The organism is Variovorax sp. GW823-FHT04B03, from assembly GCF_058796495.1.
Genome location: NZ_JBXAIT010000007.1, coordinates 307,875 through 322,739 on the forward strand (window position 1 = coordinate 307,875; position 14,865 = coordinate 322,739).

13 protein-coding genes are annotated in these 14,865 nt (G+C 69.3%); 6 read left to right on the forward strand and 7 right to left on the reverse strand.

All coding sequences use genetic code 11. The features are described 5' to 3' along the window. The first annotated feature begins 54 nt into the window (after positions 1 to 54). The 6 genes from AC1RAD_RS28295 to AC1RAD_RS28320 all read left to right on the forward strand — a co-directional run bounded on the left by AC1RAD_RS28295 (position 55) and on the right by AC1RAD_RS28320 (position 7,218). Entirely contained in the window at positions 55 to 1,308 is a 1,254-nt protein-coding gene (locus tag AC1RAD_RS28295; RefSeq protein ID WP_492738402.1) for a molybdopterin molybdotransferase MoeA, read from the forward strand. Beyond that, entirely contained in the window at positions 1,305 to 3,224 is a 1,920-nt protein-coding gene (locus tag AC1RAD_RS28300; protein WP_492738404.1) for a molybdopterin biosynthesis protein, read from the forward strand. The genes AC1RAD_RS28295 and AC1RAD_RS28300 overlap by 4 nt, the downstream gene beginning before the upstream one ends. A 48-nt stretch (positions 3,225 to 3,272) precedes the next feature. Beyond that, positions 3,273 to 4,103, forward strand: coding sequence for an ABC transporter substrate-binding protein (locus tag AC1RAD_RS28305; protein WP_492738406.1), 831 nt, complete (start codon positions 3,273 to 3,275; stop codon positions 4,101 to 4,103). Between the two features lie 76 nt (positions 4,104 to 4,179). Next, complete coding sequence (locus AC1RAD_RS28310) at positions 4,180 to 5,673, forward strand: ABC transporter permease (protein WP_492738408.1); 1,494 nt, start codon at positions 4,180 to 4,182, stop codon at positions 5,671 to 5,673. 223 nt (positions 5,674 to 5,896) lie between these two features. Beyond that, positions 5,897 to 6,682 carry an exodeoxyribonuclease III gene (xth, locus tag AC1RAD_RS28315; RefSeq protein ID WP_492738410.1) on the forward strand — a complete coding sequence of 262 codons (786 nt, stop codon included), beginning with the start codon at positions 5,897 to 5,899 and terminating at the stop codon, positions 6,680 to 6,682. Positions 6,683 to 6,687: 5 nt separating this feature from the next. Further along, positions 6,688 to 7,218 carry a hypothetical protein gene (locus tag AC1RAD_RS28320; protein WP_095744474.1) on the forward strand — a complete coding sequence of 177 codons (531 nt, stop codon included), beginning with the start codon at positions 6,688 to 6,690 and terminating at the stop codon, positions 7,216 to 7,218. A gap of 27 nt (positions 7,219 to 7,245) precedes the next feature. Here the strand turns inward: AC1RAD_RS28320 and ntrC are convergent, their stop codons facing one another. From ntrC to AC1RAD_RS28355, 7 genes are all read right to left on the reverse strand, one after another. After that, positions 7,246 to 8,766, reverse strand: coding sequence for a nitrogen regulation protein NR(I) (gene ntrC / locus AC1RAD_RS28325; RefSeq protein WP_354347834.1), 1,521 nt, complete (start codon positions 8,764 to 8,766; stop codon positions 7,246 to 7,248). Positions 8,767 to 8,792: 26 nt separating this feature from the next. Further along, the gene (glnL, locus tag AC1RAD_RS28330) at positions 8,793 to 9,872 is read right to left on the reverse strand and encodes a nitrogen regulation protein NR(II) (protein WP_062470910.1); all 1,080 of its coding nucleotides are present in this window, start codon (positions 9,870 to 9,872) and stop codon (positions 8,793 to 8,795) included. Positions 9,873 to 9,886: 14 nt separating this feature from the next. Beyond that, complete coding sequence (locus AC1RAD_RS28335; protein WP_159275120.1) at positions 9,887 to 10,411, reverse strand: hypothetical protein; 525 nt, start codon at positions 10,409 to 10,411, stop codon at positions 9,887 to 9,889. A gap of 146 nt (positions 10,412 to 10,557) precedes the next feature. Then, the gene (gene glnA, locus AC1RAD_RS28340) at positions 10,558 to 11,973 is read right to left on the reverse strand and encodes a type I glutamate--ammonia ligase (RefSeq protein WP_062470904.1); all 1,416 of its coding nucleotides are present in this window, start codon (positions 11,971 to 11,973) and stop codon (positions 10,558 to 10,560) included. 147 nt (positions 11,974 to 12,120) lie between these two features. After that, a complete protein-coding gene (locus AC1RAD_RS28345; protein ID WP_167394999.1) occupies positions 12,121 to 12,921 on the reverse strand; it encodes a competence/damage-inducible protein A in 801 nt (266 codons plus the stop codon). Continuing rightward, positions 12,918 to 13,820 (reverse strand): EI24 domain-containing protein, encoded by a 903-nt coding sequence (locus AC1RAD_RS28350; protein WP_492738413.1) that lies wholly within the window; start codon positions 13,818 to 13,820, stop codon positions 12,918 to 12,920. Before AC1RAD_RS28350 ends, AC1RAD_RS28345 begins: the two co-directional genes overlap by 4 nt. Before the next feature lie 56 nt (positions 13,821 to 13,876). Continuing rightward, complete coding sequence (locus AC1RAD_RS28355) at positions 13,877 to 14,851, reverse strand: sterol desaturase family protein (RefSeq protein WP_139703607.1); 975 nt, start codon at positions 14,849 to 14,851, stop codon at positions 13,877 to 13,879. Between the last annotated feature and the right edge of the window lie 14 nt (positions 14,852 to 14,865).

A 14,865-nucleotide genomic window follows, 5' to 3' on the forward strand; every position in this document is an offset into this window, starting at 1 on the left:
GTCAGGTGCCATGCCCGACCACGCCGGCGACCTCCAACTTCTATACTGGCCCCGATGCCCACACCCGAACGAACTGCCTCGACCGATGTGCGTATGCGCGGCTTCACGCAGCGCGCCGAGGTGCCCGCCGCCCTCGCCTGGATCGATGCCCACACGCTCTTGCTGCCCGGTGAATCCGTGGCCGTCGACGAGGCCACGGGGCGGGTGCTGCTGCAGGAGGTGATCGCGCCCATCGCGGTGCCCGAGTTCGACCGCGCGGCCATGGACGGCTATGCGCTGCGCGGCGGCGAGACCACGGGCGCCGGCGAATACAACCCGCTCGAGTTCCCGATCGCCGGCCACGCCTGGCCCGGCCGCCCCTTCGATGGCGAGGTGCCCGCGGGCGCCGCCATCCGCATCATGACCGGCGCCCCGGTGCCGCGCGGGCTCGATGCCGTGGTGCCCGCCGAATACGCGAGCGAGCAGGACGGGCGCCTGGCCATCACGCGCGCCGTCGCGCCGGGCCAGCATGTGGGCCACGTCGGCGAAGACATCGCGCGCGGCAGCACCGCGCTGCCCCCGGGCCGCCGCCTGCGCCCGCAGGACGCGGGGCTGGCGGCGTCGCTGGGCCTGGCGCAGTTGCAGGTGGTGCGCCGCCCGCGCGTGCGGCTGCTCGTCACCGGCAACGAAGTGCGCGCACCCGGCACGCCCAAGGGCCCGAGCGAGATCTACGACGCCAACTCCGTGACCTTGCGCGGCCTCGTGGCGCGCGACGGCGGCCTGCTCGAGTCGCACCAGCGCCTGGGCGACGACCCGCAAATCATCGCGCAGGCCCTGGCCGCGCCCGGCGCCGACGTGGTGCTCATTTCCGGCGGCTCCAGCGTGGGCGCCGAGGACCACGCGCCGCGCCTGCTGGCCGAACTCGGCGAACTCGCGATCCACGGCATCGCGATGCGGCCCTCCAGCCCGGCCGGCATGGGGCGCATCGGCGACACGCTGGTGTTCCTGCTGCCGGGCAACCCCGTCTCCTGCCTGTGCGCCTACGACTTCTTTGCCGGGCGTGCGATCCGCCAGCTCGGCGGCCGGCCCGCCGACTGGCCCTACCCGCGCACGCGCGCCACCGTGGCGCGCAAGATCGTCTCGCAGGTGGGGCGCGTCGACTACGTGCGCGTGAAGATCGGCGCCGACGGCGTGGAACCGCTCGCGCTCTCGGGCGCCTCGGTGCTGAGCTCGACCACGCGCGCCGACGGCTTCGTGATCGCCCCCGCCGAAAGCGAAGGCTTCGGGCCCGGGACCGACGTCACTGTTCATCTGTACGAGTGCCTGTGAAAGCCCAATCGCAATTTCTCGATGTCGTCACGCGGGACGAGGCCGAGCGCCGCTTCCGCGAACACCTGAGCCTCGCGCCGCTGGGCCGCGAGACCGTACCCCTGCACGCGGCGCTGGGCCGGGTGCTCGCCGACGACGCGATCGCCGCCATCGACGTGCCCGGCTTCGACCGCTCCAACGTCGACGGCTTTGCCGTGCAGGCCGCCGACACCTGGGGCGCGATGGAAGAGCAGGTCCGCGCGCTGGCCCTCGTGGGCGAGACGCTGGCACCCGGCATCGTGCCGCGGCGCGAAGTGACGCCCGGCCACGCCACGGCGATCGCCACCGGCGGCATGCTGCCGCGCGGCGCCGACGCGGTGGTGATGGTGGAACACACTGACCTCGACGGCGGCAACGTGCAGGTGCGCCGCGCGGCCACGGCGGGCGAGAACGTCAGCTACGCCGGCACCGACATCGCGCGCGGCGAGACCGTGCTGCGCGCCGGCCAGGTGCTGAGCTCGCGCGAGATCGGCGTGCTCGCGGCGCTGGGCCTGGCCGAGGTCGCCGTGTGGCGCAAGCCGCGCGTGGCCATCTTCTCCACCGGCAACGAGATCGTCGCGCCCGGTGCGCCGCTGCCCACGGGCGCGGTGTACGACTCCAACGCCGCCATCATCGGCGCCGCGGTCGAGGAACTGGGCGGCGAGCCGGTGCGCCTGGGCGTGATCCCCGACGACGAGGCCCTGCTGTCGGCCGCACTCGCACGCGGGCTGGCATGCGATGCCGTGGTCTTCTCGGGCGGCACGTCCAAGGGCGAAGGCGACCTGTCGTACCGCGTGGTGGCCGCCCTCGGCGACCCGGGCGTGGTGGCGCACGGCGTGGCGCTCAAGCCCGGCAAGCCGGTGTGCCTGGCGGTCACGGGCGGCAAGCCGGTCGTGATCCTGCCGGGCTTTCCGACCTCGGCGGTCTTCACCTTCCACGAGTTCCTGGCGCCCGTGATCCGCGCCTTCGCGGGCCGGCCGCCGCAGCGGCATGCGCACGTGGCGGCCACGCTGCCGATGCGCGTGAACTCCGAGCGCGGCCGCACCGAGTACCTGCTGGTGGGCCTGGTGCCCACCGACGACGGCGTGGCCGCCTACCCGATGGGCAAGGGCTCCGGCTCGGTCACCACCTTCAGCAGCGCCGACGGCTTCATCACCATCGGCCAGCACACCGAGATCGTCCATGCCGGCGCCCCCGTGCAGGTGCAGCTGCTGGGCCAGGGGCTGGACGCCGCCGACCTGATCTTCATCGGCAGCCATTGCGTGGGCCTGGACTGGCTGGCCGGCGAGCTGATGCGCCAGGGCATCCGCATCAAGGCCATGAACGTGGGCAGCACGGGCGGGCTGATGGCCGCCAAGCGCGGCGAATGCGACGTGGCCGGCATCCACCTGATGGACCCGGCGACGGGCGCCTACAACCGCCCGCTGCTCACGCCGGGCCTCGAACTGGTGACGGGCTACGGCCGCATGCAGGGCGTGGTCCATCGCCCCGGCGACGCGCGCTTCGAGGGCCTGGACGCCGCCGCGGCCATCGCCGCCGCGACCGCGCAGCCCGGCTGCACCATGGTCAACCGCAACGCCGGCAGCGGCACCCGCATCCTCATCGACCGCCTGCTCGGCGGCGCGCAACCGCCCGGCTACGGCGTGCAGACCAAGTCGCACAACGCGGTGGCGGTGGCCGTGGCGCAGCAGCGCGCCGACTGGGGCCTGGCCATCGACACGGTCGCACGGCAGTACGGGCTGGGTTTCATTCCCGTGCAGGAGGAACGCTACGACTTCGTGGTGCCCCAGGCACGGCTTGCGCGCGCGCCGGTTCAGGCCTTCATTGCGCTGCTGCAATCGGCCGCGGCGCGCGAGGCGCTGGGCCGGCTGGGCTTTCGCGTCGATGCCGCAGCCTGATGGCCGAACCGCTTCTTTTTTTCATTCTCGAGGACTGACACGATGACGATGGCTTCGCGCAGACGCTTCACCCTTCTCGCCCTCGCCGGTGCGCTTGCCGGCACGCTGCTCGCGCCGGTGGCGCACGCACAGGACAAGTTCATCGTGCTGGCCTCGACCACCTCGACGGAACAGTCGGGCCTGTTCAAGCACCTGCTGCCGCAGTTCACCAAAGCATCGGGCACCGAGGTGCGCGTGGTGGCGGTGGGCACGGGCCAGGCGCTGGACATGGCGCGCCGCGGCGACGCCGACGCGCTGTTCGTGCACGACCAGCCCGCCGAAGAGAAGTTCGTTGCCGAAGGCTTCGGCCTGCCGCGCCGCCCGGTCATGTACAACGACTTCGTGCTGATCGGGCCCAAGTCCGACCCGGCCGGCGTGCGCGGCAACGACATCGCGGCGGCCCTCAAGCGCCTGGGCACCACGGGCGGCGCCTTCGTCTCGCGCGGCGACAAGAGCGGCACCCATGCGGCCGAGCTGCGCCAGTGGAAGCTGGCCGGCATCGACCTGGCCGCGGCCAAGCCGGCCGGCTACAAGGAATGCGGCTGCGGCATGGGCCAGGCGCTCAACATCGCGGCCTCGACCAACGCCTACGTGCTGTCCGACCGCGGCACCTGGCTCAACTTCAAGAACCGCGCCGACCTGGGCATCGTGGTCGAGGGCGACAAGCAGCTGTTCAACCAGTACGGCGTGATCGTCGTGAACCCGGCCAGGCACCCGCACGTGAAGAAGGACCTGGCGCAAGGCTTCTCCGACTGGGTCGTGTCGCGCGACGGGCAGGCCGCCATTGCCGCGTACAAGATCGGCGGCGAACAGCTCTTCTTCCCGAACGCAGGCCAGTGAACGGCGCGCCGGTCGATGACGGGGCCGGGCCACGCGATGCGCACGGCCTCGCGTCGGCGATGAAGGCCGTCTCCCGATGAACACCGTGACCGAAGGCTGGGCGCTGGCCTGGCGCCTCATCACCAGCGCCGACCCCGAACTCGTGCGCATCACGGCGCTCTCGCTGCAGGTGAGCGCCACGGCCTGCCTGATCGGCGCGCTGTTCGGCCTGCTGCTGGGCGCCTGGCTGGCGGTGGCGCGGTTCCCGGGGCATGCGCTGGCCGTGTGGCTGGTGAACACGCTGCTGGCCCTGCCCGCCGTGGTGGTGGGCCTGCTGGTGTACCTGCTGCTCTCGCGCTCGGGGCCGCTGGGCGAACTGGGCATTCTTTTCACGCCGTCGGCGATGGTGGTGGCGCAGAGCGTGCTCGTCACGCCGCTGATCGCCGCGCTGTCGCGCCGGCTCGTGATGGCGGCGCTGGCCGACGGCGGCGACCAGCTGCGCTCGCTGGGCGCCGGGCCGCTGGCCACCGCCCTGCTGATGCTGGTGCACGACCGGATGGGCGTGGCCACCGTGCTGCTCACGGCCTTCGCGCGGGCCATCGCCGAGGTGGGGGCGGTGATGATCGTCGGCGGCAACATCGCCGGCGTCACGCGCGTGATGACCACCACCATCGCACTGGAAACCAGCAAGGGCGACCTCGCGCTGGCCCTGGCGCTGGGCATCGTGCTGCTGGCGGTGGTCGGCGCAGTCAACGGTGCCATCGGGCTGCTGCAATGGCTGGCCACGCGTCCGCTGAGCACTGCCCCGCCGGCGAAGCCGCGCGCGATGCGCCGCGCGCTCGCCCCGCACACGCCGGCCGTGGCCGGCACGGTGCCGCTGATCCGGCTCGAGCGCGCCACGGTGCGCTTCGGCGCGCTGGTCGCGCTGGACGAGGCCTCGCTGACCCTGCACCGGGGCGACCGGCTCGTGCTTGTGGGCGCCAACGGCTCGGGCAAGACCACGCTGCTGCGGCTGCTGCACGGGCTGCTGCCCTGCGAAGGACGCTGCGAGCGCCTGCCGCTGCGGCCCGAAGGCCGCCTGCCGCGCGCGGCCATGCTGTTCCAGCGCCCGTTCCTGCTGAGCCTCTCGGTGTGGCGCAACGTGTGGGTGGGCCTGTGGCTGGCGGGCGTGCCGGCCGCCGAGCGCAGCGAGCGCTGCGGCCTGGCGCTGGCGCGCGTGGGCCTGCTCGAACATGCCGAGCGCTCGGCGCGTTCGCTGTCGGGCGGCCAGCAGCAGCGCCTGGGCCTGGCGCGCGCCTGGGCGCTGCAGCCCGACATCCTGTTCCTTGACGAGCCCACGGCCAGCCTGGACCCTGGCGCCAAGAACGAGATCGAGGCCCTCATCGAAGAAGTCGCCCACAGCGGCGTGACGATCGTGATGAGCACGCACAACCTCGGGCAGGCCAAGCGCCTGGCCACGCGCGTGGCGTACCTGCACGCGGGGTGCATCGTGGTCGAGCGGCCTGTGGCGAGCTTCTTCGACTCGGACGATCTGCCGCCCGAGGCCGCCCAGTTCCTGCAGGGTGAGCTGGGCTGGTACCGTCAGCCCTAGCGCCGGCGAGCGGGTCGGCGGTTCCGCGCCCCTCGCCTTCGCTTACACGGCATCCCGATCCAGCGAGGCAAAATACCGCGATGGAAATCACTGTCGCGGTCTCGCTGCCGACACGCCTTCCTTCCGGGTCTGGGCGCGGCCACTTCTTTCGCCTGCACAGAGACCTCACCGACCGGCTGCGAACGCACGACCGCCCCCCGATAACCGAATACGCAGAGCCCTCATGAAAATAGCCACCTGGAACGTCAACTCCCTCACCGCGCGGCTGCAGCATGTGCTCGACTGGCTCATCGCCAACCCGGTCGATGTGCTGTGCCTGCAAGAGCTCAAGATGACCGACGACAAGTTTCCGCTCGAGGTGCTGAAGTCGGCCGGCTACGAGGCGGCGGTGTTCGGGCAGAAGACCTACAACGGCGTGGCCATCCTCAGCCTGGCACCGGTGCGCGACGTGGTGAAGAACATCGAGAACTTCGCCGACGAGCAGTCGCGCGTGATCGCCGCCACCATCGAGACGCCCTCGGGCCCGCTGCGCGTGGTGAACGGCTACTTCGTGAACGGCCAGGAACCGGGCAGCGAGAAATTCGCCTACAAGATGAAGTGGCTCGACGCGCTGCACGACTACATCGCGCGTGAACTCGCGGCGCACCCGAACCTCGTGCTGCTGGGCGACTTCAACGTCACGCCCGAAGACCGCGACAGCTTCGACCCCGTGGGCCTGAAGGAAACGATCCACCACACGACCGAAGAGCGCGACCACTTCAAGGCGCTGCTCGGCCTGGGCCTGACCGACAGCTTCCGCATGTTCGAGCAACCCGAAAAAAGCTTCTCGTGGTGGGACTACCGCATGCTGGGCTACCAGAAGAACCGCGGCCTGCGCATCGACCACATCCTCGTGAGCGAGCCGCTGCGGCCGCTGGTGAAGGGCTGCGTCATCGACCGCGTGCCACGCAAGTGGGAAAAGCCGAGCGACCACGCCCCGGTGGTGCTCGAACTCGGCGCGGGCGCCTGACGGCCATGACGACGCCGATCGCCGCACGCCTGGCCCGTTCTGCCGCGATCGCCGCCGCGGCGCTCGCGATGGCCGCCTGCTCGGTGCTCAAGCCGGGCGGCGGATCGGAAAGCGGGACAGGCAGCACATCGCCCGGCGGTGCAACCACCACCGAAGGCAGCCGCGACGTGCCGACCGTGCGGCTGATCACCGCGCAGACGCCCGCGATCCGCACCTACCGCAAGACCGGCGCGCGCCACATCTACAAGGCGTATGCCAGCCGCATCTACAAGGGCAAGATCCCGCCACTGGTGTACGCGGTGGTGGTGGTCGAGACGGAGATCGATGCGAACGGCAAGGTCACCAACGTCACCTTCAGCCGCGTGCCCAGCCATGCGCCCGAGGTGCCGCCGATGATCGCGGAGCTGGTCAAGGCGACCTCGCCCTTGCCGAGCCCCGGCAAGCTGGGCGGTCACACGTATGTCGACACCTGGCTCTGGGACAAGAGCGGCAATTTCCAGCTCGATTCCCTCACGCTCGGCCAGCGCAGCCGGTAATAAAAAAAAGGCCCTGGGAGGGCCTTTTCATTCGATACCGAGTTCCTGGATTTTCCGGGTGATGGTGTTGCGCCCGATGCCCAGCTTCTGGGCCGCCTCGATGCGCCGGCCGCGCGTGTTGGCCAGGGCGGTGAGGATGAGCCGCGATTCGAAGCGGCGCGTGAGCACGTCCCACACGTCGGTGCGGCCTGCGGCCAGCAGCGCCTGAGCCTCGGCTTCGAGGCCGCTTTCCCAGGCGCTGGGGCCGGCGGGGGCGCCTGGCACCGCCTCGGGGGCCGCGACCACCGGTGCGGACGCATCGCGCTCGACGGCCAACGGCGCTGCAGCCTGCACGGGCGCCGCCACCTCGGCCACCGCCACATGCACGTCCGCCCCGCTGCCCGCCATCACTTCGGGCGGCAGGTCTTTCGACTCGATCAGCTGCGCGGGCGCCATCACCGTGAGCCAGTGGCAGATGTTCTCGAGCTGGCGCACGTTGCCCGGGAAGTTGAAGGCCGCGAGCCTGGCCAGCGCCGCGTCGGAGATGCGCTTGGGCTCGACGCCCAGCTGGCGCGCGCTCTGCTGCAGGAAGTGGCGCGTGAGCGCGGGCACGTCTTCGCCGCGTTCGCGCAGCGCCGGCAGGCGCAGGCGGATCACGTTGAGGCGGTGGAACAGGTCTTCGCGGAAGCCGCCGAGCTTCACGCGCTGCTCGAGGTCCTGGTGGGTCGCGGCGATGACGCGCACATTAGCCTTGACCGAGTTGTGGCCGCCCACGCGGTAGAAGTGGCCGTCGCTGAGCACGCGCAAGAGGCGCGTCTGCAGGTCGAAGGGCATGTCGCCGATTTCGTCGAGGAACAGCGTGCCGCCCTCGGCCTGCTCGAAGCGGCCGCGGCGCATGGTCTGCGCGCCGGTGAAGGCGCCGCGCTCGTGGCCGAAGAGTTCGCTCTCGAGCAGGTCTTTCGGAATGGCGGCGGTGTTGATCGCCACGAAGGGGCCGTTGGCGCGCGGCGAGTGCTTGTGCAGCGCGCGCGCCACCAGCTCCTTGCCCGAGCCCGATTCGCCGGTGATGAGCACCGTGACGTTGCTTTGCGACAGCCGGCCGATGGCACGGAACACGTCCTGCATCGCGGGCGCCTGGCCGAGCATCTCGGGGGCGGCGACCATGCGCTCTTCGGACACTTCTTCGCGCTGGCTTTCGTCGACGGCGCGGCGGATGAGTTCGACGGCGCGCGGCAGGTCGAAGGGCTTGGGCAGGTACTCGAAGGCGCCGCCCTGGAAGGCCGAGACCGCGCTGTCCAGGTCGGAGAAGGCGGTCATGATGATGACCGGCAGGCCGGGGTGCTTGGCCTTGATCTTGTCGAGCAGGTCGAGCCCCGAGCCGCCCGGCATGCGGATGTCGCTCACCAGGACCTGCGGGCCCTGCTGCTCGTCGCCTTCGGCCTGTTCGAGCGCGGCCAGCACTTCGCGTGTGTTCGTGAAGCTGCGCGTGGGCAGGTCTTCGCGCAGCAGCGCCTTCTCGAGCACGAAGCGTATCGATTGGTCGTCATCAACTATCCAGATCGGCTTCATGCATCTCCTCTGTTGCCGGGGCTGCGCTAGGGCAGCGGAATCAATATCTTGAAATCGGTTCGGCCCGGGACGCTGTCGCACTCGATCACGCCGTGATGCTGTTGCACAAAAGTTTGCGCAAGCGTCAGTCCCAGCCCGGTCCCACCTTCCCTGCCCGAAACGAGCGGATAGAAGATGCGGTCCTTGATCGTGTCCGGCACACCCGGTCCATTGTCGATGACATGCAATTCCAGTGCCAATCGATACCACTGCTTGTTGAAGATCACCTGGCGGGCCACGCGGGTCTTGAAAGTGATCTGCGCGTCGCCCGCCGCGCGGCGCTCGGCCAGGGCCTGCGCCGCGTTGTGCGCGATGTTGAGCGTGGCCTGGATGAGCTGCTCGCGGTCGCCGCGGAACTCGGGAATGGAGACGTCGAAGTCGCGTTCGATGTGCAGGTCGCGCGGAAACTCCGCCAAGATCACCGAGCGCACGCGCTCGCAGACCTCGTGGATGTTCACGTCGCCCACCACGTGCGGGCGCCGGTGCGGCGCCAGCAGCCGGTCGACCAGCGTCTGCAGCCGGTCGGCCTCGTGGATGATGACCTGGGTGTATTCGATGAGGTCGCGCGACTCGACCTCCATCTGCAGCAGTTGCGCCGCGCCGCGGATGCCGCCCAGCGGGTTCTTGATCTCGTGCGCGAGGTTGCGGATGAGCTCCTTGTTGGCCTGCGCCTGGTCGATCAGGCGCTCCTCGCGGTCCTGGCGCACCTGCTGCTCCAGCGGCGACATCTCGATGATGAGCTCGCCCTTCTTGTCGCCGTGCGCGAGCGTGACCTGCACCGGCATCAGTTCGTGGTTCACGCGCCGCAGGAAGGCCTCGTAGCGCAGCGTGGCGAAGTCGTTGCTGCTGGCGCCGTCGAGCGCGGTGCGCAGCACCTGCGGCTCATGGAAACAGGCGCCGAACTGCGAGCCCTCGAGCGTGCGCCGCGAGGTACCCAGCGCGTCTTCGAGGCCTGCGTTGGCGAACAGCACCGAGCCGTCGCTGTTGACCACCGCGATCAGCGTGGACAAGAGGTCGAAGGCGCGAAAGCGCGGATTGGCGCCAGTCGCCTTCTTGCCGAACACCATGGACTGCGCGCCGCTTACTGCGCTTGCGGCTTGCCGGGCAGGCGGCCGATTTCGCGGCGGATGCCGGCGATGTCGCTCTCGTTGCGCGCGAGTTCGGCCTTCATCTCGGCCACGCGGTCCAGGTACTTCTGGTAGTTGCGGCCTTCGCTGCCCTGCTTCTCGGGCTCGCCGTTGTTGTATTCCTTCTTGAGCTCGGTCTGGCGGGCCTCGGCCTTGCGCAGCTCGGCCTCGAGCACCGAGCGTGCCTCGCCGTCGCGGGCGCGCTGGTCGACGCCTTCGACGCGCGGGCTGCCCGCCGGGGCGCGCGCGGCGGATGAACCGCCCGACGACGCCGCGCTGCCACCACCGCCGCCCGAAGGCTTCGTGCCCTGCACGACGGTGACGTTGCCGCCTTCCATGATCTTGCAGCCCTTTTGCTGGGCCACGGTCGCGTTGTTGGTGTACTCGTTGCCGCAGCGCCAGACGCGCTCTTGCGCGAGCGCCGCCGTGGCGGTGGCGAACGAGGCGGCGGCCAGGAAAATCAGGGAGGCAGTCTTCATTTGGATCCGGAGAGGGCGCGACAAACGCGCATTTTGATGCAATTCGGGCCCGCTCACGACAGGGTGTTCCGCACCAAGGAAAAAGGACGGCCGGGGCCGTCCTTTTGTCTTACTTGCCCGCCGGGGCGGGCTCGTTGTGGCGCTTTTTACAGCGAGTAGTACATGTCGAACTCGACGGGGTGCGTCGCCATGCGGAAGCGCGTGACTTCCTGCATCTTGAGGTCGATGTACGCGTCGATGTACGAGTCGGTGAACACGCCGCCCTTGGTCAGGAACGCACGGTCCTTGTCCAGGTGCTCCAGAGCCTGGTCCAGGCTGTGGCAGACGGTCGGGATCAGCGCGTCTTCTTCCGGCGGCAGGTGGTACAGGTCCTTGCTGGCGGCTTCGCCCGGATGGATCTTGTTTTCCACGCCGTCCAGGCCGGCCATCAGCAGCGCGGCAAAGCCCAGGTACGGGTTCATCAGCGGATCGGGGAAGCGCGCTTCGACGCGGCGGCCCTTCGGGTTGGCCACGAACGGGATGCGGATCGAGGCCGAACGGTTCTTGGCCGAGTAGGCCAGCTTCACCGGGGCTTCGAAGCCGGGCACCAGGCGCTTGTAGCTGTTGGTGCCGGGGTTCGTGATGGCGTTCAGGGCACGGGCGTGCTTGATGATGCCGCCGATGTAGTGCAGCGCGAAGTCCGACAGACCTGCGTAGCCGTCGCCGGCGAACAGGTTCTTGCCGTCCTTCCAGACCGACTGGTGCACGTGCATGCCCGAGCCGTTGTCGCCGACGATGGGCTTGGGCATGAAGGTGGCGGTCTTGCCGTAGGCGTGGGCCACGTTGTGGATCACGTACTTCTGCAGCTGGACCCAGTCGGCGCGCTGCACCAGCGTGCTGAAGCGGGTGCCGATTTCGAGCTGGCCGGCGTTGGCCACTTCATGGTGATGCACTTCGACCGGGATGCCCAGCGATTCGAGCACCAGGCTCATTTCCGAGCGCATGTCCTGGAAGCTGTCGACCGGAGGCACCGGGAAGTAGCCGCCCTTGACTGCGGGACGGTGGCCGCTGTTGCCGTGCTCGAACTCCTTGTCGGTGTTCCACGAGGCTTCTTCGGACTCGATCTTCACGAAGCAGCCCGACATGTCGTTCTTCCAGCGCACGCCGTCGAACACGAAGAATTCGGGTTCCGGTCCGAAGTAGGCGGTGTCGCCCAGGCCGGAAGCCTTCATGTACGCCTCGGCGCGCTTGGCGAGCGAGCGCGGGTCGCGCTCGTAGGCCTTGCCGTCGGCCGGGTCGATCACGTCGCAGGTCAGGATCAGCGTCGTTTCTTCGAAGAACGGGTCGATGTTGGCGGTGTTCGGGTCGGGCATGAGCTGCATGTCCGAGGCTTCGATGCCCTTCCAACCGGCGATGGACGAACCGTCGAACGCGTGGCCCGAGGTGAATTTGTCTTCATCGAAGTGCGACACGGGCACGGTCACGTGCTGCTCTTTGCCGCGGGTGTCGGTGAAGCGCAAGTCGACGAACTTGACCTCGTTTTCCTTGACGAGCTTGAGTACATCGGCGACGGTCTTTGCCATCAGTTTCTCCTGAGTTGGATGGTGGTTAGGAATACAGGGACGGGAGGATGCAGTTTCTGTGCCATTGTCACCCCGCCGGATGAGGCCCGGGTGACGGCCCAGGGGCTGCCGGAAAAGGAAAAAATCACCAAATTGGTGCAATGCAAATTAACGCACCAATTCGGGGCCAAGCTTCGCATCGAAAGTGTGCAGGCCTTCGATGAGCTGGCCATAGGCGGCATCGAGCTTCGCGGGGTCGCCCTTGACGCCCAGCTCGATGTGGCGCCCGTACTGCGGGTGATCCACGCTGGGCAGGCTGAACACCTTGATGCCGGCGTGGGCCTGCTCGATGGCCTGCATCAGCGGCGTGAGGGTGGCTTCCATCGCACCGAAAACGATCACGGACTTCTCGGCGATGGCGTTGCGGGTGAACAGATCGGCATAGCGGCTGTCGAGCACCGACTCGATCATCGGCCAGGCCATGACCGGAAAGCCCGGCACGAAATGCACGTGCTCGACGCTGAACCCCGGGATCTTGTTGTACGGGTTGCGGATGATCGACGCGCCCTGCGGAAACACGCCCATGTTCAGGCGGTGGATGTTGTCGGGCCGGTCGGGTTCGTAGGGCACGCCCTGCTCCAGGGCCGTGTCCTGCATGCGCTCGCGGATCAGCGCCTCGGCCTCGGGGTGCAGCGCCAGCGGCACGCGCAGGGCCTGGGCGGCGCACTGGCGGGTGTGGTCGTCGGGCGTGGCGCCGATGCCGCCGGTCGAGAACACGATGTCGCCCGAGGCGAAGGCGCGCATGAGGGCCGCGGTGATCCGCGTGGGCTCGTCGCCCACGTACTCGGCCCAGCCCAGCTGCAGGCCGCGCGCGGCCAGCAGCTCGATGACCTTGGCCATGTGCTTGTCGGCCCGCTTGCCGGAAAGGATCTCGTCGCCGACGACGATGAGACCGAATGCGCGTGTCATGGAGAACTCCATTGAGAAAGAGCGGCCTTGTTGGCCTCGGTGGCTTGCGCCGCCTCGAGCGTCTGCTGTGCGTCGCCGCTGCCGGCCGCGGGCTGCTGCGCCGCGCGTTGGGCGCGCAGCTGGGTCAGGGCGTCGAGGCAGTAGTGCGCGAACCAGAGCGCGGAGAAAGCAAAGACCAGCGTGTAGATCCAGATGGCGATCGGCACCAGCACGAAGAAGGCGGCGGCGAACAGCAGGCCAGAGGCCCACACGATGCTCGGCGCGGCGCCCAGGTAGCCGCACAGCACGCCGATGCACAGCAGCGGCAGCCGGTGGGCGCGCAGCAGCGCGGCGCGTTCCTCGGGGCTGGCGTGCTCGGCCAGCGCGTCGAAGCTCATCACCCGGTAGGTGAGCCAGCCCCAGATCAGCGGCGGCAGGATCAGCACCAGCGGCGGAATGAGCCACAGCGGCATCGACACCACCAGGGCGATCAACGCCAGCACGGTGGCGCCGAGCGAGCGCAGCACGCTGCCGAAGAAGGAGGCGCCCTTCTTCTGTTCGAGCGTGGGAAAGCGCCGTTCGGCCACGAGCTTGGTGAGCGCCGGCGCCATGAAGCCGGCCACGATCAGCAGCGACAGCACCACGATGAGCGGCGTGACGCCGAACACCACCACCAGTGGCGCCAGCGCGGCCGTGACGTCGCTCGAGAAGAGGCGCCCGATCCAGGCCCAGAAGCTGGACAGCAGCGGCCAGGCGTCGAGGGCCTCGCGCGTCCAAGCGACGGCCGCGTCCCAGTAGAAGTAACCGAGCCCCGCGGCCAGCAGCACCATGAGCGCCAATGGCAGGAGCGACAGCACGATCACGCGCGGGAGCATGCAATAGGCCACCGCGCGCCAGAAGGAGTCGAGGAGCAGGCGCATGAGGTTCGAGGATAGCGCAAGGCCCCGGCCCGCCAGCCGCCGGGCCTGCGGGCGGATCAGGCGCGGCCGAACAGCCGCTTCAGCCCCAGCCACTGCTGCGACCAGAAGCCCTGGCCGTAGTCGCGCGGGCGGCCGTCGGCGCCGGGCTCGACCTGGTCGCGGATGCCGGTCGGGTCGTAGCGATTCTCGAAGTTGGCGGTGCGAAAGAGCATGTCCCACCAGGGCAGCAGCACGCCGAAGTTGTGGCCGCCCAGCGTGCTCCGACCGTGCGACTCATGCCCCAGCCCAATGCTGTGGTGCAGCCGGTGAAAGCGCGGGCTGACCCACAGCCGCTCGCCGATGGCCCCGAAACTCAGCCGCAGGTTGGCGTGCTGCAGGCTCTCGCTGAGCTGGGTGAAGGCCACGACGGCGATGAACTGGCCCGGCGCCACGCCGATCAGCTGCGCCACGATGACGATGAGCGTGTCGTGGATGACGTCGTCCAGCAGGTGGTTGCGGTCGTCGCTCCACATCGTCATCTGGCGCTGCGAGTGGTGCAGCGAATGCAGGCTCCACCACCAGTTGAACTGGTGCTGGCCGCGGTGGATCCAGTAACCCACGAAGTCGAGCACCACGAGGTAGATGGCAAAGGCCACCCACGGCACGTCGGTCACGCCGGGCCAGGCCTCGTCCAGGTGGAAGGTGCCCCACCCCGCCATGCGCAGGCTGCCGAGCAGGTCGTCGAACAGGGGCTGCAGCGTGAAGAACAGCGCCAGCCGGAACAGGCCCAGCCGGTGGATCAGCGTGTAGAGCACGTCGATGCGGATGGCACGGCGATCGGTCACGGCCTCGACCGCGCGCCAGCGCTGCAACGGGCCGATGACGGCCAGCAGCACGAGGATCTGGATCACCCCGACCAGCAGCCAGCCGGTGGCGTCGAAGGCGTCCTCGGCCCAGCCGCCCAGGCCGATGGCGTACACCAGCGGCTGCACGGCGGTCTCGAAGAGCCAGCCCTGCATGGCGGAAAAAACGTCGGTCAACCAGTCGATCACGGCGAAAACTCAGG